Origin of the sequence: Bradyrhizobium sp. IC4059, assembly GCF_020193615.1 — a bacterium.
In the GTDB taxonomy this organism is placed as follows: domain Bacteria; phylum Pseudomonadota; class Alphaproteobacteria; order Rhizobiales; family Xanthobacteraceae; genus Bradyrhizobium; species Bradyrhizobium yuanmingense.
The window spans coordinates 87,534-112,805 of the sequence record NZ_JADYVH010000001.1 but is presented as its reverse complement, the minus strand read 5'-3'; the positions used below and the strand labels follow the sequence as shown (position 1 = coordinate 112,805).

The following is a 25,272-nucleotide window of genomic DNA, read 5'->3' as shown; positions in this document are numbered from 1 at the left end:
CCTGAGCATTGAGCGACCAAGCTTGCACGACGCTTGCGGATCATTGCACGATGACGTCAGCCTGGAGCGCGCCTGCCGTCTTGATCGCCTGCAGGATCGCGATGATCCCCGATGGCTTCAGGCCAATCTGGTTCAGCCCGCGCACCAGGCGCTGGAGATCGACCCCGCTCAGGATCGCCACCTGCGATCCGGCCTCGTTGGCTTCGACCACGGTCTGCGGGACGACCACCGTCTGTCCCCGCGAGAACGGCGCCGGCTGCGACACAACCGGCATCTCCGTGACGCGAACCGTCAGATTGCCGTGGGTCACGGCGACGGTGGATATCCGCACGTCGCGCCCGATCACGACCGTGCCGGTGCGCTCGTTGATCACGACCCGCGCCGGCGTATCCGGCTCGACCACCAATTCGCCGATCTCGGCGAGGAAGCGGACAGGGCCGACATGACGCGGCTTCGACAGCACGATGGTGCGGTAGTCGCGCTCGAAGGCGATCTGCGCGCGGTAGCGACCGCCGGCGTAGCGGTTGACAGCGTCGAGGATGCGCGTTGCGGTGACGAAGTCCGGGTTCTTCAGCTGTAGCACCAGGAACTCCATCTCGTGGAGACTTCCCTGCACCTCGCGTTCGACCAGCGCACCGTTCGGGATGCGCCCGGCCGTCGGCGTGCCCTGGCTGACGTTCTGCGCCTGGCCTCCGACGCTGTAGCCGGCAACCGTGATCGCGCCCTGTGCCACCGCATAGACGGCGCCGTCCGCCGCACGCAGCGACGTCATCACCAATGTGCCGCCGAGCAGCGACGTCGCATCGCCGAGCGAGGACACGGTGACGTCCATGCGCTCGCCGGGCCCGATCGAAGGCGGCAGGTCCGCCGTCACCATCACCGCTGCGACGTTGCGCGTGCGCAGCGTGGTCGGACGCGGGGGATTGTTGGTGCTCGTGGTCTCGTTCCTGACGTTGATGCCCATGTTCTCGAGCATCGACTGCAGGGACTGTTCGGTGAACGGAGCGTTGCGCAGCGTGTCGCCGGTACCGTTGAGGCCGATGACGAGGCCGTAGCCGACGATCTGGTTCTCGCGCAAACCCTTGATGTCCGCGATGTCCTTGATGCGGACGGCGGCCTGGGCGCCGGCGGCCGACACCAGCAGCATGAGCGCAAGCAGGAGCCTGGTCATGACCCGTCCATGACCTTGACGCTGCCGTCCGGCTGGACGACGCCCCTGATGATCACGCCGGTGTCCGTATTGCGCACGGGGATCAGCGCGCCGGCCGCACCCGACTGCATGGCCGAGCCGTAAGTGACGATGGAGAGGCCGCTGTCCTCGACCACGACCTTGACCATGGCGCCGCGCGCGACGGTCCAGGGGTCCTCCACCGCGTTCGTCGGAATGGGCTGGCCCGGCAACAGCGCGCGCCGCGCCATGCGGCCGACCAGGATCTGACGCGCCTCGATGAACATGGCGACGCCGAGCAGGCTCGGCGCGAAGGCGCGCTCGGTGATCATCTCCTCGCGGATCAGCTCGCCGGCGCGGATCGAGACGGCCGGCACGGGAAGCCGCTTCTCCTCGGCCGCGGCGACCCGCGCCGTTACGAGAACCAGCAGCACGGCGGCCAACCCGCGCACGATCAGGCCCACCCTGTTCAACATCGAGACACCGGAACTAGCGCATGCCCTTCGAGACCGTCTGGGCCATTTCATCCGAGGCCTGGATGACCTTGGCATTCATTTCGTAGGCACGCTGTGCCGAGATCAACTCGGTGATTTCCTTGACCGGGTCGACGTTCGAGGCTTCGAGCCATTTCTGGTTGATCTTGCCATAGCCGGCATCGCCCGGCAGACCGACGACCGGCGTGCCGGACGCCGTGGTCTCCTTGTAGAGATTGCTGCCCAGCGGCTCGAGACCCGCTTCGTTAGCGAAGTTGGCGAGGTTGAGCTGGCCGATCTGCCGCGGATTCACTTCCGTGTCGAGCTTGGCAAACACCTGGCCGGTCTGGTTGACCGTGACCTCGACCGTCCCCTGCGGGATGGTGATCGCGGGATCCAGCAGGTAACCGTCGATCGTGACCAGCTGAGCGTTGGCGTTGACGTTGAACGAGCCCGCACGGGTGTATTGCACCTCGTTGTTGGGGCCGAGCACCTGAAACCAGCCACGTCCGTTGATCGCGAGATCATAGGGATTGCCGGTCTGCGTCAGCGCGCCCTGGATGTGCAGCTTGCGGATCGCCGCCGACTTGACGCCGAGGCCGAGATTGGCACCTTCCGGAATCGGCGAGGAGCCGTTGGTGTTCGCGACGCCCTGCATGCGGTCCATCTGGTAGAACAGATCGGTGAACTCCGCGCGCGCCCGTTTGTAGGAGGTCGAGTTGATGTTGGCGATGTTGTTCGCGATGACTTCGATGTTGGTCTGCTGGGCGTTCATGCCCGTGGCCGCGATGGCGAGCGATTTCACTGGTCCCACTCCTTCAGATCAAATCGACATCCGAACGACTTCCTGGTAGGCCTGGACGACCTTGTCGCGAACCGCGACCGCCGTCTGCAGGGCCTGCTCGGCCGACATCAGCGCTTCCACGACGCGGCGCGTCGATTCCTTGCCCTGCATTGCAGAGATCGATGCCGCCTCGCCCGCCTTCAGCGTCCCGATCGCATCCGACGTCACCTGCTTCATCACCGATTCGAAGCCGACGTCGTCACTGGTCTGGATCGCGGTGGTCGCCGCCGGCGAGACGGCCTGCGTCTCGGTCGCACGGCTCGCGGCTTGCCCTGCGGAAATCGCGGTGGATGAAATCGCCTCAAGCATGGTCAGCTCCTCAAGAGATCGATGGTCATGCCGAGCATGGACCTCACCTGCTTCACGACCTGGAGATTGGCCTCATAGGAGCGGTTGACCTCCCGCATGTCGGCCATCTCGATCATCATGTTCACGTTCGGCAGCTTGACGTAGCCGGCCTTGTCGGCGGCGGGATGCCCCGGATCGTACTCCACCCGGTAAGGCGTGGTGTCGACCCCGATCTCCTTGACCTTCGCGAGCTGTGCGCCCGAGGCGCGATCCATCGCCGCATCGAAGGTGATGGTCTTGCGCTGATACGGATCGGCGCCGGCGGCGCGCCCCGTCGAGGTGGCGTTCGCGAGGTTTTCCGAGACGATGCGCATGCGCGTCGACTGCGCTTCGAGCCCGGAGCTTGCGACCGTCAGCGAGGCGCTCAATGAGTCCAGCATGTCAATTCACCTCAGGCCTTTGCACTCGACAGCACCATGCGGTGAAACGACCGCACAATCGCCGCGTTCATCGAATAGTCGCGATTGACGTCGCTGCCCTTGATCATTTCCTGCTCGAGGCTGACGGAGTTGCCGGAGTGAACCACTTCCCAGCTGTCCTTCTTCGCGGTCGCCCGCGTGTCGGTCTCGGCTGCGGCCAATTGCATGTGCGAAGGCGACGTCGTCGCAAGCCTCACCGGCATGCCATCGAGCACCTTGTTGAACGGCTCGACGTCGCGCGCCCGAAAGCCCGGCGTGTTGGCGTTGGCGACGTTGGTGGCGATGGTCGACTGACGCAGCTCGAGATAGCGCGCCTGCGACGATGCGAGTTCGAAGAGAAAAAGCGGTCCCACGACGGCCCCATTCTGATCCATTCGGGACGAGCCTAGGGCGTTAAGCTTTCGTCAAGCTGTTGCGCGAAGTACCATCCTCGGAAATCTATCGGACGTTCTCGGGCCGTGGCGCCTGCTTGGATTGGAGGAAGTAGATGATCTCGGCAACGGGCCGGAAGAATTCCGCCGGAATCACCTGATCGACCTGGACTGCCTCGTAGAGCGCGCGCGCCAGCGCCTTGTTTTCGATGACGGGGATTCGGTTCTGCTCGGCAATCTCGCGGATCTTCAGCGCGATCACGTCCAGGCCCTTGGCCACGACCAGCGGCGCGGCGTTTTCCTCGCGCTTGTAGCGCAGCGCGATCGCGAAGTGCGTCGGATTGGCAATCACCAGCGTCGCGCGCGAGGCCGAGGCGATCATGCGCTGGCGCGAACGGTCGCGCGCCAGCGAGCGCAGGCGCGCCTTGATCAGGGGATCGCCTTCCGCCTGCTTGTGCTCGTCCTTGATCTCCTGCTTGGTCATGCGCAGCTCGCGCCGCCAGTGGAAGCGCGCCCAAGCGAGATCGATCGCCACCAGCACGATGGTGGCGATGCAGATCGCCGAGACGATTCGCATCGCGATGTTGAGGATCATCTCCGGCAGTGCGACCGGGTCGGTGTACATGGCCTCGAAGGCCCTTGCTTCGGATGAGCGCAGCACGAAGGCGACCACGGCGGTCACCGCGGCGAGCTTGAACAGCGACTTGGCGAACTCGATCAGGCCCTGCGTCCCGAACAACCGCTTCCAGCCGGTGACGGGAGAGATTCGCGACAAGTCAGGCTTGATCCGCTCGAGCACCAGGCGCGGCGCGTTTTGCAGCAGCGAGGCCGCGAGCCCGAACACCACCAGGATGACCACCAAGGGCACCAGGAACCGCAGCGCCTGCAGGCCGACCACGGTGAGCAGGTTCTGCGCGTCCGCACCGGTCGAGAGCGGGAAGCCCTCGGGATCGTCGAGCAGGCTCTTCAGCGTCGGCGTCAATTGCTGCACGCCCTGGCCGATCAGGAATGCCTGGATCACCATCAGCGCGGCCATCGAGGCGAAAATGGAGGCCTCCCGAGAGACCGGAATCTTGCCCTGTTCGAGCGCATCGCGGACTTTCTTCTCGGTCGGCTCTTCTGTCTTGCTCTCCTGATCGGATGTTTCTGCCATGCCCGTTCAGCGGTCAGCGGAAGACCAGCTCATCCTCCTGCTCGGGGTTGAGCTCGATTTCGCCCTTCTCCGCCAGCTCGAGCGCAAGGTCGGTGATCACGCGTCGCGCCTCCAGCACGTCGCGCTGGTTGGACGGCTCGCCGATCGCGAGCTCGGCCTCGACGACGCGGCGGACGCGCGAGGCGACCGCGGACAGGATCACCTCGCGGAAATGTTTGTCGGTGCCCTTCAGTGCGACCACGATGCGGTCGGTCGGAACCTGGTCGAAGATCATGGTGCGCGCCTTCGGCGCCAGGTTGATGACGTCGTCGAAGGTGAACAACAGCTCCTTTAGCACCTCGGCCGACTTCGGACGCTTCTCCGACAGGCTCTTCAGGATGTCCTCGATGTGGCCGCGCTCCATCTTGTTGATGATGTCGGCGACGCGGGCGTAGGTGTCGGCGCCGAGGTTGCGGGCGAAATTCAGCGTCAGATCTTCGTGCAGCGTCTTCTCGAGGACCTTCATCGCGTCATCAACGATCGGCTTGAGGCTGAGCACGCGCCGCATCAACTCGTTGCGCAGACTCGACGGCAGCTGGCTCATGACCTTGGCGGCGCAGGACGGCTTGACTTTGGACAGGATGAGCGCCGCGGTCTGCGGATGCTCCTTGGACAGGTAGGTGGCCAGCGAATTTTCCGACACCGACGAGACGCGGTCCCACACAGAGCGGCTCGAATTGCCGAGTAGGTCCGTCATGATCGCCGAAACCTGATCGGCCGGAAGCACGTCGCCGAGCACCGCTTCCAGGCCACCGAGGGTGCCGAGAATGTTCGCGCCCATCGAGAACTGCTGGGCGAACTCCTCGACGATCCCCTCGAGCTCCTGCGCGGTGATCGGCCGCAGCTCCGCCGCCGCCTTGGTGACGATGCGGATCTCCTGCGGCTCGAACTGCTGAAGCACGCTCGCCGCCGCCTGCCGGCCCATGGCCAGCAGGAGCGCGGCGACCTTTTCCGTGCCGCCCAGCGTGGTAACGCCTCGCTGCTTGACGGGAGCGATGCCGACCGGTGCCGCCATGGTCAGGTATCACCCTGCCCCAGCGGTCCGACGATCTCCGTGAGTGAGACGCCGAAGCGGGAATTGTCCTCTTCGACGACGACCACCTCGCCGCGGGCGACGATGCGGCCGTTGACGACGACGTCGACGGGCTCCCCGACCCGGTGATCGAGCGGAACCACCGCGCCGCGTCCGAGCTTCATCAGGTTCGCCACCGGAATGGTCGCCGATCCCAGCACCACCTGCATGGTGACGGGAATGCGCAAGATGGCGTCGACATTGGCGAACTTGCCGGTCTCCTCGGCCGTGCGCTGGGCGATCTCGGCCAGGCGTTCCAGCGGTGACGTCTCGGTCTCAGCCGATGCAGGTGCAGACTCGTAGTCGAATGATTGCGCCATATGGTATCGCCTCTTGGTACTTCCGCTGCCGGAGCGCCGTGGCGTTCCGGCCGTATTGCTCTGCCGGTGCCGGCATTCAGTGCTTGTTCAGCTCGGCGGTCGCGGCCGTCGCCGCGGGTGCGAGCCCGCTGCGCGCATCGAGCGCTGCGATCGCCTCGTGAGCCTGGTCGATCTTCGTGCTCAGCACGTTGGCGAGGCGTCCGAGATTCGCCGTGGAATCGTGCGCCGCGGTGATGACCGTGTCGAAGGCACCCGCGGTCTCGTGCATGATGGTTGAGAATTCGCCCTGATAGCTGCGCAGCCGCGCCAGCTCGCGATGCATCCTGGTCACCCGCAGGCTGGTGAAGGCGAGCGCAACCAGCAGCACGATATCAACGAGATAGGATATCATCGACGAACTCCCGCTTCTGATCGACGGGATCTGCCACCTGCATGGCGTAATAGCCGTCGAGCTGGCCGATCTGACACCAGAACAACACCTGATTGTTGCTTTCGAGACGGGCCAGCGTGCGCGGCGTGGCCTCGAGCTCGAGCACCTGCCCGACCTCGAACTTCACGACGTCGCCGAGCGTCACCATCTTCTCGTCGAGGACGGCGCTGAGGGTCACCTCGGTCCGCTGCACCTCGCTTTCCATCTGTTCGCGCCAGCGTGGGTCGGCGGCGCGACCGTCGCTGACGACCACGTGAGCGAGCTTCTGACGCAGCGGGTTGAGCGCGGAGTGCGGAATGATCAGGAACATCTGACCGCCGCGGTAGAGTGCCTGCACCATCATGTTCGCGCAGATCGACATGTTGCTGGCGCGTCCGATCGCCAGCGACGCCATCGCGGTCTCGACACGCTCGACGCGGAAGGTGACGTTGGACGTTCCGGCGAAGGCGCCTTGCAGCGCCTTGGCGAACCGCTCGAACAGCGCCTGGACCAGCCGTATCTCAATGTTCGAGAACGTCCGTTCGACGTCAAGCGGCGGTTCCGCTCCGTCAGAGCCGAACATCGCCTCGACCATCGTGAATACGAAGTCGCGGTCGAGCATGATAATGACGCGCGAATCCCACTGCTCGGCATAGAGCACGGCCGCGACCGCGTTGCCCTCGTAGTCCTTGATGATGTCGCCGAGCGGATCGTTGGTGATGCCGTTGACCGAGAAATAGCAGGGCGTTCCGGCCATCGGCTGCAGGCTGTCGGTGCACGATGCCGCCATGCGATCGAAGATCACATTGAGCATCGGCATACGCTCGATCGATATGCCGGCAGCGTCCAGCAGGTAGTTCGGCAGCTGCTTGCGCTGGTCGACTTCTGCGCCTTCCATCATCATGCGCGCGCCGCCTTGGGTTCAGCGTCGGCAGCGACGGGCTTGGGACCTGCGATCGTCTCGTTTTCGACGACGTCGATCGAGGGACGCTCGCTGCTGGAGATCATCTTGCGGCCGTGCTCGACGGCGATCTGCGGCATGGCACCGTTCATGAATGCCAGCAGCGTCTGCTTGACGATGATGTAGGGCCGACACTTCTTCTCGCGCGTCATCTTGATCTTGATCGCGAAGGGCGAAAGCACGCCATAGGACAGGAAGATGCCTGCGAAGGTGCCTACCAGGGCTGCACCGATAAAGCCGCCCAATAGCTTCGGCGACTGGTCGAGCGCGCCCATCGCCTTGATGACGCCAAGCACGGCGGCGACGATGCCGAGCGCCGGCAGCGCCTCGGACACCGTCACCAGCGCATGATAGGGCGCCAGCTTGCCTTTCACGATGGTATGGATCTCCTCGTCCATCAGCGCCTCGATCTCGTGCGTGCGCGCATTGCCCATGATGATCAGGCGGACATAGTCGCAGATGAACTGGAGCAGCGAGGGATCTCCGAGCACGCTGGGGAACGCCTTGAAGATTTCGGAGGAGGCGGGATCGTCGATATGCGCCTCGACTTCGTTGCGCCCCTTGCCCCGCAGCTCGCGCATCAGAGCGTGGAGCGCGCCGAGCAGGTCAAGGTAGTAGCGCTGGCCGGGCACCGCGCCGGTGATGGCCTGCATGCAGGCGACGCCCGTGTCCACCACCGTCTTCCATGGATTGGCCACGATAAAGGTGCCGACCGCGGTTCCCATGATGATCACGAACTCCCACGGCTGCATGAGCACGGCCAGGTGCCCGCCCATGGCGGCAAAGCCGCCGAGCAGCGCCGCTACCGTGATGAAAATCCCCACGAAACTGCCCAACGCGCCGCTCCATCGCCGATCCCACCTGGAATACCTAGTCGGCGACGCTTGCGCGAAGCTGGCTTCGAGGTCGCCAGCCCCGCGCAAGCAATTGGCGGCAGCTTGAAGCGGGGTCGCGACCTGCGGCCAGAGGGGCGCGTGTCATGCTATCCACCATCGCGGACTACACCAGGCTGACCAAAGACATGGGCAAGTCGCTGACGCAGGTCGCGAAGCAGCCGGACGTCAGCCGCGACACCGACTATTTCCTCGGCCATATCGGCAAAGTGAAGACCATCGACGATTTCCTGAAGGACTATCGTCTCTATTCCTATGCGATGAAGGCCTATGGCCTCAGCGACATGACCTACGCCAAGGCGTTCATGCGCAAGGTGCTGACCGAGGGGGTCACGAGCAAGGACGCCTTCGCCAACAAGCTGACCGACACCCGCTACCGGCAATTCGCGACCGCCTTCAATTTCGCCGCACTCGGCGACAAGGCGACCCAGACCGCCGCGGCCACGACCGGCACCGCGACCCAGTACGTCACGCAGACGATGGAGGAGAAGGCCGGCGATCAGAACGAAGGCCTGCGTTTGGCGCTGTATTTCACCCGCAAGGCTTCCACGATCACGACCGCCTACCAGATCCTGGCCGACAAGGCGCTGACGCAGGTGGTGCAGACCGCGCTCGGCCTGCCGTCGACGATCAGCGCGGCCAACATCGACGCCCAGGCCAAGATGATCGCGGACAAGATCAAGCTCACCGACTTCCAGGATCCGGCCAAGGTGACCAAGTTCGTGCAGCGCTTTGCGGCGATGTGGGATGCGACCCAGGCCCGGAACGACAGCTCGACCAATCCCGCGCTGGTCCTGATCGCCGGCGCCGCGACGTCGGTCAGCATGGATACCAACGTGCTCACGACGCTTCAGAACATCAAGTTCAACAGGTAAGTCATGCAATCGGCTCTCTATGTGGGATTGTCGGCGCAGGTCGCCCTCGAAAAGCGCCTCCAGACGATCGCCAACAACGTCGCCAACGTCAACACGGCCGCGTTCCGCACCGACGTGGTGAAGTTCGAGACCGTGCTGTCCAAGGCCGGTCCGACGCCGGTGGCGTTCTCCTCGCCCGGCGACAACATCATCTCGCGCGAGATGGGCAACATCACCGAGAGCGGCAACCCGCTGGACGTCGCCGTGGTCGGCCAGGGCTGGATCGCCTTCGCCGGTCCGAACGGCACCGTCTACACGCGCGACGGCCGGCTCCAGATCGCCCCAAACGGCGATCTTCAGACCGTGAGCGGCTTTCCGATCGTCGATTCCGGCGGCGCGCAGATCACGCTCGACCCGAACGGCGGACCGATCTCGATCGCGCGCAGCGGCGCGATCATCCAGGACAACAACGAGATCGGCACCATCGGCCTGTTCAGCATTCCGGCCGACGCCAATCTCGAACGCTACGGCAATTCAGGCGTGACGCCCGACCGGCCTGCGACCGCCATCGCGGACTTCTCCCGGGACGGCTTCAAGCAGGGCTATGTCGAAGGCTCCGGCGCCAATCCGATGCTCGAACTGACGCGGCTGATCTCGGCCTCGCGCGCTTTCGATGGCACCAACTCGATGATCGAGGGCACCGAGAGCTCGCTGCAGAACGCGATCCGGACCCTCGGCGAACCCGGCAAGTAGATTGCGCGCCAAGCGCGCAGGATGAGGTTGGACGGTTTCCTTGAACGCTCTTCGGCAACTCGAGTGGGCGCTGCTGGAGCTTCAGCAGAGCACTCCCCTGGCAAGCGTCAGTGGCGCGATCTCCGAGATCGCGCCGACGCATTTCCGCGTCTCCGGCCTGTCGCGCTTCGTCAGGCTCGGCGAGCTCATCGGCGTCGATTGCGGCGGTAAGCGCCAGATCGGCGAGGTGGTGCGGATCGACAGCGACGGCATCATCGCCAAGCCGTTCGACCGGCAATTTGGCGGCGGGCTCGGCTCGGCGGCCTACCGGATGCCGCCGCTGTCCTTCGCGCCCGATCCGAGCTGGAAGGGCCGCGTCATCAACGCCCTCGGCGCGCCGCTGGACGGACAGGGGCCGCTCACGCAAGGGTCGCAGGCGGTCTCGGCGGAGGTGGAGGCGCCGTCGGCCATGAAGCGTGCGCGCGTGCACAAGCCGCTGCGCACCGGCGTACGCGTCATCGACCTGTTCGCGCCGGTCTGCGCCGGCCAGCGCGTCGGCATCTTTGCCGGATCGGGCGTCGGCAAATCGACGCTGCTCGCGATGCTCGCCCGCAGCCAGGGCTTCGATACGGTCGTGCTGGCCCTGGTCGGCGAGCGCGGCCGCGAGGTGCGCGAGTTCATCGAGGACGTGCTGGGCAACGACCGTCATCGCGCTGTCACAATCGTCTCGACGGGCGACGAAAGCCCGATGATGCGGCGACTGGCGCCGAAGACGGCGATGGCGGTAGCCGAATATTTCCGCGACCGCGGCGAATCGGTCCTGCTGATGGTGGATTCGATCACCCGTTTTGCCCACGCCGCCCGCGAGGTCGCGCTCGCCGCCGGCGAGCCCGCGGTGGCGCGCGGCTACGCGCCGACGGTCTTCACCGATCTGCCGCGCCTGCTCGAGCGCGCCGGTCCGGGCGAGGAGGGATCCGGCACCATCACCGGGATCTTCTCCGTGCTGGTCGATGGCGACGATCACAACGAGCCGATCGCCGACACCATCCGCGGCACGCTCGATGGGCACATCGTGCTCTCGAGGCACATCGCCGACCAGGCGCGCTATCCGGCCGTCGACGTTCTGGCCTCGGTCTCCCGCCTCGCCCACAACGTCTGGGACCCCGAGGAGCGCGAATTGGTGAGCAAGCTGCGCGCCATGATCGCGAAATACGAGGACACGCGCGACCTTCGCCTGATGGGCGGCTATCAGCCGGGACGTGATCCGGGCCTCGACCAGGCGGTCGAGATGGTTCCGCGAATCTACAACGCGATGCGACAGGGCGCGTCGGCCTCGCCGAGCGCCGATCCGTTCCGCGAGCTTCGGGACATGCTCAAGGGCGACTGACGGGTGGAGAGGGTGAGGCGCCTGCCGTCCGCCCGGCCCGTGGTTTTCGACAAGAGATTGCGCATGTCGCTACGCTTCCAGCGCATGCGCGTGCACACCGGCTCACCGATTTTCGTCGTGAGCGAATTCGCTGCTCGGGTGTGCACAGCTGGCAAGCGCTGTGCAAGCGATCGAAGAATCTATTCTGCAAGCAGGACGGGAACAACCGCCGCGTGCAATTCCAATGAGTTCCCTCGACGATTCCGCGGCAGAACGCACAAGTTGTGGATGACGTGCCGCCAAACGTCATCGTGATGCACAAGCTTCGATCAGTTTGCATCAACGCAAGACAACAACGCGCGTGCAATCAAACTCTCACATTATCGAGTGCATATTACTCGCCGCGCCATGTATTGCGTTCACCATCATGTGTTCCGAACAACGAGATTGCCCTTGAACGTTACATTCGCCTGCGACGACATCCAGCCTGTGAGAGGGTCTCTACTTGATTTTGTTGAGAAGCTCATCCATCGTTTTGGTTGAGTATAAGAAACGTCTGCTTGTGACTTGAACTTTGGGGGCTCCGGTTGAGCTACTCCGATCCACCGTTTGCCGGCGACGGCAACCCGAGCTCCCGCGCGACGACCACGCCGTTGGCATGCCATCAGCGATACGGCTTCTCGCTGCGGACGATGCGACGCTCATCGGCCGAGGTCGGGCGCGGTGCGATCCGCGCCATTGTGCGAGAGTTCGACAGGGCATGCTCGTCTGACACTCAGGGCGCAAAGCGGCTTCGGGACGCCGCAGACGAAGTTCCGGGGACGAGGTAGATTCATGCCATTGGCGCGGGAAGCCGTCGAGCTGCTGGTTCAGGCGGCGCGGGCTTGGTATTTCGAAGGCAATCAGCATGGATTGCGCGATCGGGAATGGATGGCGCTGCGCTTTCTCGGGCGCGCCAACAGGTTTTCGCGCACGCCGTCCGCACTGGCCGGCTTCATCGGCGCCACACGCGCGACGGCGTCGCAGATCGTGAAGACTCTGGAGAGCAAGTCGTTCCTGGTGCGAAAGCCGTCGCATGAGGACAAGCGTTCCGTCGTCCTGCACGTCACGTCCCAAGGTGAGAAGTGCCTGAGCCAGCACGACCCGATCAATCACGTGGTCAACGCGGTGACGTCGCTCGGGACCGAGGAGTGCATCAGGCTGCGCGACTCTCTCCGCGAGATCCTCAATCACCTCGATGCTGCCCATCAGCGGCTCGAAGCGAGCATCTGCCGGGACTGCATGTTTCTCGCAGAGCGCGGGCCGGGCACCGGCAAGGGGCGTGGAAACGCCGAATTCATGTGCCGGCTCTATCGTGCTCCGATCTCGCTCGAGGAGACCGAGCTGCTCTGCACCAGCTTCGAGCGCACGCGTGACCGCCCCAAGATCGAGCAGCATCTCGACCGCGAGCGCATGGCGAGCCAGGGCTGAGGCCGCCAAGAAGCGGCGCTCCATCAACGTCATTGCGAGCGAAGCGAAGCAATGACGGAGTATGAGGCGATAGCTCGCTCTCCGAGTGACGGCTGTCATTCCCCGCGAAGGCGGGGAATCCAGTACGCCGCGGCCTCTGCATTGAACAACTGTCGTCTCGGAGTACTGGATCGCCCGGTCAAGCCGGGCGATGACAGCGAGTGTGTGGTCGCAGACGTGCATATTCATTCTCGCGACTGATTTCGCCCGAGCTTTGCTTCGTCTCGCCGCCCTCATCGGCAAGAGGGCGCAGGGAAGACCGGGTGCTGACATCGCACCCGCGGTCTGCTGCGCAAAACGCACACGCAGAAAACCGCACAGCAGCATACAGGTGGTGCCAATCACTCGGCCTTCCCTGCGCGATGGTCGGACGGCTTATGCCGTGCTCTCCCGGGAGCCGAGTTCCTTCTGGCCTCCCTCACCCTCGCAAAAGTCACCGGCACCGCGCCGGTTGACGCCAATGCCGCATTCGCGAGAGCTTGACCGTAGCAACGACGGCCAGGACCACACGGTTTTGCCGTACGCACGGCCTGCCATTTCGCCGCAGTTTTCCCAGCTCCGTCGACAGAGCCGGAAACTTACAGACGAGACGAAACCTAGCAGCGCCGTTCGTCCGCGCGCGGCCGCGAGCTCACCGGGGACTACCCTCCCTGCCCGCACCTTTCGCGCCCGACGCTGCCGCGTCCACCGCAAGCCCGGCTCGCGACAATGACGACCTCATGATCGCCCCTCGAGATTGAGCCGGGACGACCGACACATACGACAAATCCGAATTTCGGTAAAGAAGAATATCTTTGCTTCACTGGGTTGACACGAGACCGAAACAGGCCGCCAGGCTGGCCCTGGAACCCGCGGGACCAAGATGCACCCTTGTATGCATTATCCCAGTTGCTATCCCCCTGCGCTTCGCTTTACATGCCCTCAACTGCCCCGCGGAACGGCCGGGGCCGGAAAAATCACACAGATTTCCAGGGGACGGAGCATGGCGCGCAACATATTGATTCTTGGGGCTTCTTACGGCTCCCTGCTGGGCACGAAGCTGCTGATGGCCGGGCACAACGTGACCCTGGTCTGCCGCGCCAAGACCGCGGAGCTGATCAACCGCGACGGTACCGAGGTGCGCATTAAGCTACGCGACGAGGCGGTGCACCGGGCGATCTTCTCCCGCAACCTCCCTGGCAAGCTCGACGCGGTGACGCCGGCCAATGTCGACCTCTCCCGCTACGATCTGGTCGGCCTCGCGATGCAGGAGCCGCAATACACCAACCACACGGTGCGCGTCCTCATGGTCAAGATTGCCGCGGCGAAGCTGCCGTGCCTGTCGATCATGAACATGCCGCCCCTGCCCTATCTGAAGCGGATTCCGGCACTCGCCGACATGGATCTCGAGGAGGCCTACACCAATGCGCAGGTGTGGGAGCGGTTTGAGCCCGGGCTGGTGACGCTGTGCTCGCCCGACCCGCAGGCCTTCCGGCCGCCGGAAGAGGCCGCCAACGTGCTGCATGTCGGCCTGCCCACCAACTTCAAGGCGTCGGTCTTCGCCGACGAGAAGCACAACAAGCTGCTGCGCGAGCTGGAGGCCGACATCGACGCGGTGACGCTCGACGGCCACGACGTGCCGGTGAAGCTGAAAGTGTTCGATTCCCTGTTCGTGCCGCTGGCGAAATGGTCGATGCTGCTGACCGGCAATTACCGCTGCATCACGCCGAACGAGCCGCAGTCGATCCGCGACGCCGTGCACGGCGATCTCAATCGTTCGCAGACGATCTACGACCATGTCGATGCGATCGCCCGCCGCCTCGGCGCCAATCCGCAGGACCAGGTGCCGTTCGCGAAGTACGCCAAGGCCGCGGAGAGCCTGCTCAAGCCGTCATCGGCGGCGCGCGCGGTCGCGAGCGGTGCGCCCTTCATCGAACGCGTCGACCTGCTGGTGAAGCTGATCTCGCATCAGCTCGGCGTGCCCAACGCCGAGATCGACCGCACCGTCGACACCGTGGACCAGAAGCTGAACGAGAAGATCGTGCAGGGCGGCTCCGGCGCGCAGTAGCGCCGCTCCCACTGAGGTCCGCTCAGGCAACCAGGAAGGATTGCAGCCAGATCAGGCCGGTCACGGCGACCAGCGTAACCGCGCCGGTGCGCGTGACGAGGTCAGGGCGCCCGAGGCGACGGGCGCCGCGGCCGAGCGTTGCGCCGAGAATGATCCACGCGGCGCCGGCGGTGAGAATCTGCAGCGCGATCACGCCGAGCCACGGCAGCAGTTCGAGCGGCCCGGCCCCAAGCGGCAGCAGCAGGAACGCGAAGACCAGTGCTTTCGGGTTGAGCAGCGTCGTCAGCAGCACCTGGCCGAACGTCACCGCAGCGCCGTCGCGCAGCTCGCGCGTGTTGACGCGCCAGAGCATGACCGCGAGGCACAGGATGTAGATGGTCACGGCGACGCGGAGCAGCAGCGCCGCAATCGGGATGTCGCTGATGATTGGACCGAGCGCCAGCCGCAGCACCGCGATCGCCAACAGATAGCCGCACAGTTCCGCCGCAAGCAGATGAAGGGAGCGCGAGATGCCCGCTCCGGCCCCCGATGTCGCCAGCAGGGTGTTGGTCGGCCCCGGCACCGCCAGCAGGAAATAGGTCGCCGTGAAGAAGGTCAGAAAGGTCATACGGCCGGATAGCAGGTCTCGGGCCGGTCGATCTTGATCTGCGTCATTTCGGGCCGAGCGATGGCGGTCTGCACCATCTTCCCCGAGCCGAGGCCTTTCGGCACCGGTTTCCTGCCGCTGACGGCGGATGCTTTCCGGTTTTGGCGTGGGCAACACCACCTGATTCGCGCTGGAGCGCTCGACGCGCCGCGGCTGGATTGATAAGCCGCTGTCCGCGAATGACGGGACTTTGAGTCGGGGACATGACGGTTGCGATCGAGATGGGGCAGACCACGGCAGGCGCCGCGGCCGCCATGGACCTCGAGGAACTGCTGGCGACCCGTCTCCTGGTGCAGGGCAATTCGGGCTCCGGCAAGTCGCATCTCTTGCGGCGGCTGCTGGAACAGAGCGCACCCTGGGTGCAGCAGGCCATCATCGATCCCGAGGGCGACTTCGTCACGCTGGCCGAGCGCTTCGGCCATCTGGTGATCGAGGCCGAGGATCACACCGAGCGCGGCCTCCAGGTCGCGGGCGAGCGCGCACGGCTGCATCGCGTCTCCACCGTGCTCAATCTCGAAGGGCTGGATGCCGAGAACCAGATGCGGCGCGCGGCTGCGTTCCTTGGCGGGATGTTCGACGTCGACCGCGATCATTGGTACCCGATGCTCGTCGTCGTCGACGAAGCGCAGTTGTTTGCGCCGGCGGTGGCGGGCGAAGTCTCGGACGAAGCACGCAAGCTCTCGCTGGCCGCCATGACCAATCTGATGTGCCGCGGCCGCAAGCGCGGGCTTGCCGGCATCATCGCAACCCAGCGCCTGGCCAAGCTCGCCAAGAACGTCGCGGCCGAAGCCTCGAACTTCCTGATGGGGCGGACCTTCCTCGACATCGACATGGCCCGCGCCGCCGACCTGCTCGGCATGGAGCGGCGGCAGGCGGAAGCCTTCCGCGATCTCGAGCGCGGTCAGTTCATGGCGCTGGGACCTGCGTTGTCGCGCCGGCCGCTGCGCCTCAACATCGGCCCGACCGAGACCAGCCCGCGCAATTCGACACCGCGGCTGATGCCGCTGCCGGAAGCCACGCTTGAAGATGCCCGCGCGGTCATCCTCGCCGCACCGCCGCCCGATGCCAGCCGGCCGCAGCGACGGCCGGCTCCGGATCTGCTCGAGCAGCTTCGCGCGGCGAAGGCCGCCGCGGTGCCGGAGATTCGGGTCGAAGTGGTCGAGGCTCCCGTCAGTGCCGAAGAGCTCGCCGAGCGGCGCGATCGCGTGGATCGCACGCTGCGTGCCGTGATGGCCGAGCCCGACGCCGGCTTCCGCGCCATCGGCGTGCTCTATCAGGAGTTCGTGGTTCGCTGCCGCATCGAGGGGTTAGGGGCGGCGGTGCCCGATCTCAACGAATTCCGTCGCATGCTGACGCATGCGCGCGCCGGGCTCGGGACGGATCTCACCGAAGACGACGCCTGGCAGGACGTGGCGCTGCGCGCCTCGATCCTGCCCGACGACATGCAGGGCGTGTTCATGATGATCGCGCGCGCGGCGAAGGAAGGCTGGCCCTGCCCCGGCGATGCCGCGATCGCCCGTGCCTACGGCTCGCACTCGCTGCGCCGCGCGCAGCGCCTGCTCGGCTACATGGAGGAGCAGGGCCTGATCGTCGTCCAGCTCGACGGCGGCGGCCGCCGGATCGTGACGCTGGTGGAGCTCGCCTGGGCGACCGCGCCGGGCGATCCCAACGGCGATGATCAGCCGGCGGAGCAGGTCGCAAGCGCGGCGTCGGCTTGAGCGTCAGGCCGCCTCGGAGCCGCCGAGATAGGCGTCGCGGATGCGGGGGTCGTCCTTCAGTGCGCGCGCGGGGCCAGACAGCACGATCTTGCCGGTCTGCAGCACATAGGCCTCGTGCGCGATCTCGAGCGCGAGGCTGGCGTTCTGCTCGACCATGAAAACCGAGACGCCCGCCTGGTTGATGCTGCGGATCAGCTCCAGCACGCGATCGACATAAAGCGGCGACAGGCCCATGGTCGGCTCGTCCATCACGATCATGCGCGGGCGGCTCATCAGCGCGCGCGCCATCGCCACCATCTGCTGCTCGCCGCCGGACAGCGAGCCGGCGCGCTGCGACAGCCGTTGGCCGAGCTTCGGGAACAGCGTCAGCATCCTGTCGAGATCCTGCGCGATGGCGTCGCGGTCGTTGCGCACGAAGGCGCCCATCAGGATGTTCTCGCGCACGCTCATGTCGGCGAACAGCCGCCGCGCCTCCGGCACCGAGGCGATACCGCGGCGGACGATCTGCGGCGTGGTGAGCCCGATCAGCGAAGCGCCGTCGAACGTCACCTCGCCCGAGCGCGGCTTCACCAGCCCTAAGATGATCTTCATCGTGGTCGACTTGCCGCTCGCGTTGCCGCCGAGCAGGCAGACGATGTGGCCGCGCGCGACCGTGATCGACAGGTCGAAATGCACCTGGGCCTGACCGTAGAAGGTGTTGACATCAGACAAAGCCAGCAGTGCTTCGGGTGCGCTCGTCATGCCGCGCTCTCCTGCTCCGTCGTCCCTGACAGTCCGTGGCCGAGATAGGCCTCGATCACCTTGGGATCGGTTCGCACCTGCTCGCCCGGCCCTTCCGCGATCTTCTTGCCCTCGTCCATGACGATGACGCGGTCGGACAGGCGCATCACCATCTCCAGCTTGTGCTCGATCAGCAGGATGGTCAGCCCTTCGGCTTTCAATTCGGCGACGAGCCCCTGCATCTCCGCGGTCTCGGTCGGGTTCATGCCGGCGGTGGGCTCGTCGAGCAGCAGCAGCCGCGGCTTCAGCGCGAGCGCACGCGCGATCTCGACGCGGCGGCGGTTGGCGTAAGACAGACTATAGGCGGGCTGGTCGATGCGCGGCAGCAGCCGTTCGCCGAAACGCGCGAGGATGGCCTTCACCTCCTCGCGCAGCCGCTCCTCCTCGGCCCTGACGCGCGAGGGACGCAGCAAGGCCAGACCCAATTCCAGCAGCGGGCCGATCACCGGCACGGCCGGCTTCACCGCGCGCAGCCGCGTGTGCGCGCCGATCAGGACATTGTCCATGACGCTGAGATTGCCGAACACGCGGCCGAGCTGGAAGGTGCGCGCGATGCCTTCGGCCGCGAGCCGCTCCGGCGACAGGCCGGTGATATCCTGCCCTTCGAAGCTGACGGTGCCGGCATCGGGCCGATCCAGCCCGGTGACGAGATTGAACAGCGTCGTCTTGCCGGCGCCGTTCGGGCCGATGATGCTGATCAATTCGCCCTTGGCAAGATCGAGGTCGATCGTATCGACGGCGGTGAGGCCGCCGAAACGGCGCGTCAGGCCGCGCAGGGACAGCATGGCGTGAAGCTGCTTCTCCATCAGACCGTTCCCAACAGGCCCTGCGGCCTGAACCGCACCAGCAGCAAGAGAACGATGCCGTAGATCAGGATGCGGTACTCGGCCGCGATCCGGAACACCTCGGGCAGGCCGACCAGCGCCACCGACCCGACGATCGCGCCGACGACGTTGCCGAGGCCGCCGAGGATGACGACGGTCAGCGCCAGGATGGATTGCTGCGTGTTGAAGGTCTCGTGGTTGATGTAGGAATAAAGATGCGCGGCGATGCCGCCGCTGACGCCGGCGGCGAAGCCGCCGAAGATGAAGGCGATCGACTTGTAGCGGTTCAGGCTGAGGCCATAGGCGCGCGCGGCGATGTCGTCGTCGCGGATGGCGCGAAAGCTGCGGCCGAGATGCGAGGTGAGCAGCCGTCCCTGCAGCAGCGCCAGCACGACCATCACCGCAAGGCTGAACCAATAGACCGAGGTCGGACTGATCAGGTCATAGCCGAATAGAGCCAGCGGCGGAATGCCGGAGATGCCGATCGGGCCGCGCGTCACGCTCTCCCAGTTCAGGATCACCAGCGCCACGATCTCGCCGATCGCGAGCGTCGCGATCGACACGTAATGCCCGCGCAGGCGGAAGGACGGCGAGATCAGGAGCGTGCCGAGCGCGGCGCTCATCAGGCCACCGCCGATGACGGCAAGTCCGGCCGGAACGGCCAGCGTCAGCGACAGCAATGCGGAGGTGTAGGCGCCGATCGCAAGCAGCGCGGCATGACCGAGCGAGACCTGCCCCATCGTGCCCGCAACCAGCGTCAGGCTGAGCGCGAGCATGCCGAGCAGCCAGGCGTTGATCAGGGTCTGGAGCACGTAGAAGGACACCGGAAACAGCGGCAGGATCGCAAAGCCGGCAACCGCGACCAACAGCGCCCAGCGGGGAATATTCACCGGGTGGCTCGGCGCGATGAACGTGCCGGTGAGCGGCTCGGGCGGCGCCTGCCGTGCGCTGACGAACAGGCCGTTCGGCCGCAGCACGAGCACGACGACGAGCAGCAGGAACGCGAACAAGTTGCGGTAGCTGGTGCCGAGCACGGCGACGCCGTAGCTCTCGACGAGGCCCAGCAGCAGGCTGCCGATCACCGCGCCCGGCACGTTGCCGGCGCCGCCGACGACTTCCGCGACGACGCCCTTGAGCGTCGCCTGAAGGCTCATCGCCGTGTCGATCTGGTTGTAGTACATGCCGACCAGCATGCCGGAGACGCCGCCGAGCGCCGCCGCGATACCGAACACCGCTTGATTGACGCGGTTGACGTCGACGCCCATCTGCATGGCGGCGTCGCGGTCCTGCGCGGTGGCACGCACGGCCCAGCCGAGCTTGGTGTAACGCAGGAACACGAACAGCAGCAGCGCACTGGTGAGGCCGACGCCGGCAATGAGCAGATCAAGCGGCCCGATCGTCCCGCCACCGACCTGGAAGCGGACATCGGGCAACTGGCTCGGCAGCGCGCGCGGATTGGGCGAGAAGATCAGCATCACCAATTGATCGAGCACGAAGCTGATGCCGATGGTCGCGAGCAGCGGCGCGATGCGCACCGAGTTTTGCAGCGGCCGTAGACCGAACCGCTCGATGATCAGACCGACGATCGCCGCGGCCACGGCGACCACGATGATGGTGAGAGGCAGCGGCGTGTGCAGTTGCACCACCGCGATCCAGCCGATATAGGCGCCGACCAGATAGATCGAGCCTTGCGCGAAGTTGATCAGCCGGCTGACGCCGAAGATCAGCGCGAGCCCGACTGCAACGAGCGCGTAGACATTGCCGACGATCAGCCCGTTGATGGTGTGGTCGAGCCAGGAGGACACGCAGCATTCCTAATCAGGGAGAAGCGGCCGGAGCGATCGCTTCGGCCATCACATCAGGTCGGCTTGCCGTCCCAGAGCGCGAACTGGCCCTTGCGCACGACGAGTTCGGCGTTCATGGCGCCCTTGACGCGGCGGCTCTCGACGTCGAACGTGGCCTGACCGAAGATGACGCTGGAGACGTCCTTCACCTTGGCGAAGGCATCGCGGATGGCGCGGCGGTCGGTGCCGCCGATCTTCACCACGGCAGCGGCCATGTTCATCGCGTCATAGGAGTATGCATTGAAGGCGTCGGGCTCCTGCCCGTTGTACTTGGCCTTGAAGCCGTCGATGAACTTCCTCACCTCGGGCCGCGGATCTTGCGGGAAATAGCGCGTGCCGAGATGGACGTCCTCGACCGCCTCGCCCCCGAGCTCGATGAATTTCGGCGAATACACCGAGCTGGCCGCGCAGATCGTCTGCTTCAGGCCGACCTGGCGGGCCTGGCGCGCGATCAGCGCGCCGTCGGAATAATAGGAGATCAGGATCAGGCCGTCCGGGCTGGCGTCGCGCACGCGCACCAGAGTGGAGCGGAAGTCGCGTTCCTCCGCGATGTAGCCCTCGGTGATCGCGACCTCGGCGCCGTATTCCTTGGCCGCCTTGACGAAATGATCGCGGCTGGTGCGGCCCCAATCGGTGTTGAGGTGCAGCACCGCAAGCTTCTTCAGACCGAGCCGCCTGACGGCGTAGGACGCCAGCAGCGGCTGCTCGTCGGCCTGGCTCACGGACGTGCTCCACATGAAGTCACCGCCCTTGGTGAAGTCGGGGTGCGAATTGGTGAAGCCGAACTGCACCAGGCCGCCGCGCTGATAGATCGGGGAGGCCGCCATCGAGGCGGGACTGGAGAAATCGCCGAGCTCCATGACGATGCGGGGATCGGAGACGAATTTCTGGGCGATCGCGACCGACTGGCGCGGATCGCTCTGGCTGTCCTCGAACTGGTAGGCGAGCTTGCGGCCGTTGATGCCGCCGGCGGCGTGAATCTCGTCGAGCGCGAGATCAAAGCCCTGCTTCCACTGCGCGCCATATTGCGCGTTCGGTCCCGTGAGGGGGCCGCTGACGCCGAGCAGGATCGGTTCGGCGGATTGCGCCCATGCGGCGCGCGAGAAGGCCGTGCCCGCCATCATGGCGGCGAGCGAGCCTTTGACCAGGGTACGGCGATTGATGTTGCTCATGCACGGCTCCATCCATTCAATGTTGATACAGCAGCAATTCTCGTGCCGGTGAGATTGCCTATTTCGAGGGCTCGCCGAGCGACAGCATCAGCCGGTTCGCCCAGTTGAAGAACGCGGCGCCGTTGATGACGTCGACGATCTCGGCGTCGTCGAGACCGGCGCGGCGCAGCTCGGCGATATTGTCAGGCCCGAATGCGATCGGCGTTGCGGCCAACGCCACCGAGGCCTTGACCACCGCATTCCAGCGATCGCCGAGATCGGCCCCAACGCCCTGGTCGAGCAGGCGCTGCACGTCGTCGCGCCGCTTGGAATAGGTGCTGGCGAAGCGCGCATGCACGGAGGCGCAATAGATGCAGCCGTTGTAACGCGAGGTCGCGGCAGCGGCGAGCTCGCGCTCGGCGCGCGGCAGGCCGTCGGCGACGTTGTAGAAGATGTCCTTGTCGGTCTTGGTGCGGGCCTCCAAAACTTCGGGATCGCGCACCAAGAGACGAAAATATTCCGACTTGGCGCGGGCGCGGTCGACGAGGCCGGCGTAGTGCCGCTCGGTCAGCTCGGCCTCGGGCAGAGGGTCGATCCACGAGACCCAGCCGAGCTCGTCCTGGGTGAAGGCGACGGACGGATTGACGGTGCTCATGATTGGACCTCCTACGCGTTCGCTGCGGCGAGCGTGCGCAGGCCGCTGACGACGCGCACCTGGAACGACAGGAACGCAACGAGCTGGGACAACGTGACGATGCCGGTGGATGACCAGCCGGCAGCCAGTAGCGCCTTCATGTCGGCGGACGCGGCATCGCGCGGGTGGAAGAGAAGCAGATGCGCGTGCTCCAATGCTGCGACCAGCCTGGCGCCGAGGACAGGCTTGCGCTCCGCGCTGACGCGATAGATCAAGCCGGCCTTGTTCTCGATCGACAACGGACCGGCCGGATAGGCGCCGTATGGGCCGGAGGTCTTGCCGCGCTCGATCTCGGCGTTGATCGCATCGAGCAGAGGCGCGCCATCCGCAGTCGCGGCAAGCTTGTCGCGATAGAAGGCGGCGACGGGGGACTCGCCATGGAGCCCGGTCACGAAGGCCGCGACCACCGCGCGCTCGGCCAGCGAAAAATCGCCGGCGTCTACCGGCTCGAACAAAGCGAGATAGCTCTTCTGCGCATTCTCGCGCGCCTGCAGGCGGCGCGCGCGGATGGCGTCGAGTGTGGAGCCGGGCTCGATCCCGGCGAGCGTGTCGATGATGTCTTGCGCACCCATCATTCAGCCTCGTGCAACGCGATTTCTATTCATTCCGGCTAACCTGCGAGGGCAATGTCTTTGGCGGCCGTCCGGGTCCAGCCCAGCACTGGGGCGACCTTGTCGGCGACGAGCTCGATCGAGCGCAGGACGTCAGGATGCGGCGCATCGACCGAATGCACCTGGAAGACGAGATCGGTCACCCGTTCCAGCGTGGCGTCGGTGCGGAGCGAGGCAATGACGTGGTCGGCATCGCCGACATGGGTGTCGAACGCGGTGATCATCTCCTCCAGCGTCTCGCCCGGAGGGGGATGTCCGCCCTTCATGAATTGCGGCAGCGCGCGGCGCAGTCCGATATCGGCAAGCCGCAGCGCCTCGCGATGGTCGTCGGCGACGAAGATGCTGCGCGAGGCCATGATGCGCGGCTCGCAGCCCGGCGGCAGCGCGGCGAGATAGGCGTCGATGATCGGGTTCTGGATCTCGGCGAGCGTCGCGTTCGGCGCGTCCTTGGCCCGCGGCTGCGTGCGCGAGAGCAGGAGGCCGTCGCCGGCCTTGCCGGCGCGGGCGCCGCCGGCAACGGAGAACGTCGCCTGCCAGATGCGCTTATCCAGTTGCGGCCGCTGCGGATAGAGCGTGTCGCCGCCATTGAGCGGCTCGCCGGTCAGGGCCTTGCGGACGATGTTCAAATTGCGGGCAAAGATCTCGTTGCGCTGGGCGCTGTCGAGGCCGAAAGCGGCGAAGGCCGACGGATTGCCGCCGGTGCCGACGCCGAGCTCGAAGCGGCCGTTGCAAAGGAGATCGAGCACCGCGGCGTCCTCCGCCACCCGCACTGCGTTCTCCAGCGGCAGCGTGACGATGCCGGTGCCGAGGCGGATGCGCGAGGTCTGCGCGGCCGCATAACCCAGGAACGTGAAGGGCGACGGCAGGCCGCCCTCGCGCTCATGGAAATGATGCTGAGCGATCCACGCGGAATCGAGCCCGGCCTTCTCGGCGCGCACGATCTGCTCGGCGGCGAAGCGATAGCGGTCCGCCGCCGGCGCCTCGTCGAGCAGCCGCGTGAAGAAGCCCAGACGTTTCAGATTGGCAAAGCGTTTCATACGATCCCTGTCGGGCGAGGATGGGCCCCGATGATGTCGGTTGCCGCAGTTCCCGACAAGCGGGCATTACGCAGGGCACATACGCAAGATTCCTGCGCAAGGCTGATCGCAAGGCTGCCCGCCGGATCGCCTTGATGTGGACTCTGGGCGGGCAGATTGCCTACCAGCTCGGCAGCACCGCGCCCTTGAACTTGGTCAGGACGAACTCCTTGACCTCAGGCGTGTGGTAGCTGTCCACGAGGATCTTGACCCAAGGCTTGTCCTTGTCGGCGCTGCGCACCGCGATCAGGTTGACATAGGGCCCCTTCGGGTCCTCGCGCAGGATCGGATCCTTGACCGGATCGAGGCCCGCCTGGGTTGCGTAATTGGTGTTGATCGCGGCGGCGTCGACGTCGTCGAGCGCGCGCGGTGCCTGCGCCGCGTCGACCTCGATGAACTTCAGCTTCTTGGGATTGTCGGTGATGTCGAGCACGGTCGGCTTGAAGCCGGTGCCGTCCTTCAGCTTGATCACGCCCTTGTCGCGCAGCAGCAGCAGCACGCGGCCGCCATTGGTCGGATCGTTCGGGATCGAGACCTTGCCGCCCGCGGGGATATCGCCGAAGGCCTTGTGCTTCTTCGAATAGACGCCGATCGGGAAGTTCACGGTCAGGCCGACGGATTCGATCTTGTAGCCGCGGTCGGCCTTCTGGTTGTCCAGGTAAGGCTGGTTCTGAAACGAATTGGCCTGGATCTCGCCGGCATCGAGCGCGGCGTTCGGCACCACGTAATCGGAGAACTCCAGGAGCTGGATGTCGAGGCCCTGCTTGGCGGCGATCGGCTTCACCGCTTCGAGGATCTGCGCATGCGGCCCCGGCGTCACGCCGATCTTGATGGTCTCGGCCGCGGCTGCGGCGGACCATGCGGCCAGCACGGCAGAGAGAATCAGGGGAAGGCGAAACGGCATCTTGGTCTCCTTGGGTCTTGCGGCAACGGACCCGTATTCCCTTTTC

General features: G+C 65.5%; 27 protein-coding genes. 6 read left to right on the top strand and 21 right to left on the bottom strand.

The features are described 5' to 3' along the window. Positions 1–40 precede the first annotated feature (40 nt). The 12 genes from flgI to motA all read right to left on the bottom strand — a co-directional run bounded on the left by flgI (position 41) and on the right by motA (position 8,413). Positions 41–1,171 carry a flagellar basal body P-ring protein FlgI gene (gene flgI, locus I6F12_RS00525; protein WP_036007006.1) on the bottom strand — a complete coding sequence of 377 codons (1,131 nt, stop codon included), beginning with the start codon at positions 1,169–1,171 and terminating at the stop codon, positions 41–43. After that, positions 1,168–1,644, bottom strand: coding sequence for a flagellar basal body P-ring formation chaperone FlgA (flgA, locus tag I6F12_RS00520; RefSeq protein ID WP_074447553.1), 477 nt, complete (start codon positions 1,642–1,644; stop codon positions 1,168–1,170). Before flgA ends, flgI begins: the two co-directional genes overlap by 4 nt. 13 nt (positions 1,645–1,657) lie before the next feature. After that, positions 1,658–2,446, bottom strand: a complete 789-nt coding sequence (gene flgG / locus I6F12_RS00515; RefSeq protein ID WP_036006992.1) for a flagellar basal-body rod protein FlgG — start codon at positions 2,444–2,446, stop codon at positions 1,658–1,660. A gap of 18 nt (positions 2,447–2,464) precedes the next feature. Beyond that, positions 2,465–2,794: a flagellar hook-basal body complex protein FliE gene (locus tag I6F12_RS00510; protein ID WP_036006990.1), complete on the bottom strand. Its 330-nt coding sequence runs from the start codon at positions 2,792–2,794 to the stop codon at positions 2,465–2,467. A gap of 2 nt (positions 2,795–2,796) precedes the next feature. After that, positions 2,797–3,213, bottom strand: coding sequence for a flagellar basal body rod protein FlgC (flgC, locus tag I6F12_RS00505; RefSeq protein ID WP_036006988.1), 417 nt, complete (start codon positions 3,211–3,213; stop codon positions 2,797–2,799). A gap of 11 nt (positions 3,214–3,224) precedes the next feature. Beyond that, complete coding sequence (gene flgB / locus I6F12_RS00500) at positions 3,225–3,626, bottom strand: flagellar basal body rod protein FlgB (RefSeq protein ID WP_036027427.1); 402 nt, start codon at positions 3,624–3,626, stop codon at positions 3,225–3,227. 64 nt (positions 3,627–3,690) lie between these two features. Beyond that, positions 3,691–4,776: a flagellar biosynthesis protein FlhB gene (gene flhB, locus I6F12_RS00495; RefSeq protein WP_225155253.1), complete on the bottom strand. Its 1,086-nt coding sequence runs from the start codon at positions 4,774–4,776 to the stop codon at positions 3,691–3,693. Between the two features lie 13 nt (positions 4,777–4,789). After that, the gene (locus I6F12_RS00490) at positions 4,790–5,830 is read right to left on the bottom strand and encodes a flagellar motor switch protein FliG (RefSeq protein ID WP_109144823.1); all 1,041 of its coding nucleotides are present in this window, start codon (positions 5,828–5,830) and stop codon (positions 4,790–4,792) included. 2 nt (positions 5,831–5,832) lie between these two features. Then, positions 5,833–6,207, bottom strand: coding sequence for a flagellar motor switch protein FliN (gene fliN, locus I6F12_RS00485; protein WP_036006979.1), 375 nt, complete (start codon positions 6,205–6,207; stop codon positions 5,833–5,835). Positions 6,208–6,283: 76 nt separating this feature from the next. Then, positions 6,284–6,598, bottom strand: coding sequence for a hypothetical protein (locus I6F12_RS00480; protein ID WP_036006976.1), 315 nt, complete (start codon positions 6,596–6,598; stop codon positions 6,284–6,286). After that, positions 6,579–7,520 carry a FliM/FliN family flagellar motor switch protein gene (locus I6F12_RS00475; protein WP_225155252.1) on the bottom strand — a complete coding sequence of 314 codons (942 nt, stop codon included), beginning with the start codon at positions 7,518–7,520 and terminating at the stop codon, positions 6,579–6,581. The genes I6F12_RS00480 and I6F12_RS00475 overlap by 20 nt, the downstream gene beginning before the upstream one ends. Then, complete coding sequence (motA, locus tag I6F12_RS00470; RefSeq protein WP_036006971.1) at positions 7,517–8,413, bottom strand: flagellar motor stator protein MotA; 897 nt, start codon at positions 8,411–8,413, stop codon at positions 7,517–7,519. The genes I6F12_RS00475 and motA overlap by 4 nt, the downstream gene beginning before the upstream one ends. A gap of 143 nt (positions 8,414–8,556) precedes the next feature. On the opposite strand from motA, the gene I6F12_RS00465 reads away from it, so the two are divergent. The 5 genes from I6F12_RS00465 to I6F12_RS00445 all read left to right on the top strand — a co-directional run bounded on the left by I6F12_RS00465 (position 8,557) and on the right by I6F12_RS00445 (position 14,978). Then, complete coding sequence (locus I6F12_RS00465; RefSeq protein WP_036006968.1) at positions 8,557–9,345, top strand: DUF1217 domain-containing protein; 789 nt, start codon at positions 8,557–8,559, stop codon at positions 9,343–9,345. Between the two features lie 3 nt (positions 9,346–9,348). After that, a complete protein-coding gene (gene flgF / locus I6F12_RS00460; protein ID WP_036027436.1) occupies positions 9,349–10,077 on the top strand; it encodes a flagellar basal-body rod protein FlgF in 729 nt (242 codons plus the stop codon). 40 nt (positions 10,078–10,117) lie between these two features. Beyond that, a complete protein-coding gene (fliI, locus tag I6F12_RS00455; RefSeq protein ID WP_225155251.1) occupies positions 10,118–11,443 on the top strand; it encodes a flagellar protein export ATPase FliI in 1,326 nt (441 codons plus the stop codon). 813 nt (positions 11,444–12,256) lie between these two features. After that, positions 12,257–12,892: a MarR family transcriptional regulator gene (locus I6F12_RS00450; protein ID WP_057030112.1), complete on the top strand. Its 636-nt coding sequence runs from the start codon at positions 12,257–12,259 to the stop codon at positions 12,890–12,892. A gap of 1,021 nt (positions 12,893–13,913) precedes the next feature. Further along, positions 13,914–14,978 carry a 2-dehydropantoate 2-reductase gene (locus I6F12_RS00445; protein ID WP_225155250.1) on the top strand — a complete coding sequence of 355 codons (1,065 nt, stop codon included), beginning with the start codon at positions 13,914–13,916 and terminating at the stop codon, positions 14,976–14,978. A gap of 22 nt (positions 14,979–15,000) precedes the next feature. On the opposite strand, the gene I6F12_RS00440 is transcribed toward I6F12_RS00445, so the two are convergent. Next, positions 15,001–15,585 carry a LysE family transporter gene (locus I6F12_RS00440; RefSeq protein ID WP_128263913.1) on the bottom strand — a complete coding sequence of 195 codons (585 nt, stop codon included), beginning with the start codon at positions 15,583–15,585 and terminating at the stop codon, positions 15,001–15,003. A gap of 242 nt (positions 15,586–15,827) precedes the next feature. Here I6F12_RS00440 and I6F12_RS00435 point away from each other — a divergent pair, with 242 nt between their 5' ends. Then, positions 15,828–17,342 carry an ATP-binding protein gene (locus I6F12_RS00435; protein WP_225126177.1) on the top strand — a complete coding sequence of 505 codons (1,515 nt, stop codon included), beginning with the start codon at positions 15,828–15,830 and terminating at the stop codon, positions 17,340–17,342. 3 nt (positions 17,343–17,345) lie between these two features. Here I6F12_RS00435 and I6F12_RS00430 read toward each other — a convergent pair whose 3' ends face one another. The 8 genes from I6F12_RS00430 to I6F12_RS00395 form a co-directional block, all read right to left on the bottom strand. Next, positions 17,346–18,083, bottom strand: coding sequence for an ABC transporter ATP-binding protein (locus I6F12_RS00430; protein WP_036006942.1), 738 nt, complete (start codon positions 18,081–18,083; stop codon positions 17,346–17,348). Next, positions 18,080–18,928, bottom strand: a complete 849-nt coding sequence (locus I6F12_RS00425; RefSeq protein WP_225155249.1) for an ABC transporter ATP-binding protein — start codon at positions 18,926–18,928, stop codon at positions 18,080–18,082. The genes I6F12_RS00430 and I6F12_RS00425 overlap by 4 nt, the downstream gene beginning before the upstream one ends. Further along, positions 18,928–20,751 carry an ABC transporter permease gene (locus I6F12_RS00420; protein ID WP_225155248.1) on the bottom strand — a complete coding sequence of 608 codons (1,824 nt, stop codon included), beginning with the start codon at positions 20,749–20,751 and terminating at the stop codon, positions 18,928–18,930. Before I6F12_RS00420 ends, I6F12_RS00425 begins: the two co-directional genes overlap by 1 nt. 53 nt (positions 20,752–20,804) lie before the next feature. Then, positions 20,805–21,962, bottom strand: coding sequence for an ABC transporter substrate-binding protein (locus tag I6F12_RS00415; RefSeq protein ID WP_225155247.1), 1,158 nt, complete (start codon positions 21,960–21,962; stop codon positions 20,805–20,807). 58 nt (positions 21,963–22,020) lie between these two features. After that, complete coding sequence (locus I6F12_RS00410; protein WP_225155246.1) at positions 22,021–22,596, bottom strand: alkylhydroperoxidase domain protein; 576 nt, start codon at positions 22,594–22,596, stop codon at positions 22,021–22,023. Positions 22,597–22,607: 11 nt separating this feature from the next. After that, complete coding sequence (locus I6F12_RS00405; RefSeq protein ID WP_225155727.1) at positions 22,608–23,207, bottom strand: CMD domain protein; 600 nt, start codon at positions 23,205–23,207, stop codon at positions 22,608–22,610. Between the two features lie 38 nt (positions 23,208–23,245). Then, positions 23,246–24,283 (bottom strand): putative FMN-dependent luciferase-like monooxygenase, encoded by a 1,038-nt coding sequence (locus tag I6F12_RS00400; protein WP_225155245.1) that lies wholly within the window; start codon positions 24,281–24,283, stop codon positions 23,246–23,248. Positions 24,284–24,443: 160 nt separating this feature from the next. Then, a complete protein-coding gene (locus I6F12_RS00395; protein ID WP_036027487.1) occupies positions 24,444–25,226 on the bottom strand; it encodes a MetQ/NlpA family ABC transporter substrate-binding protein in 783 nt (260 codons plus the stop codon). Between the last annotated feature and the right edge of the window lie 46 nt (positions 25,227–25,272).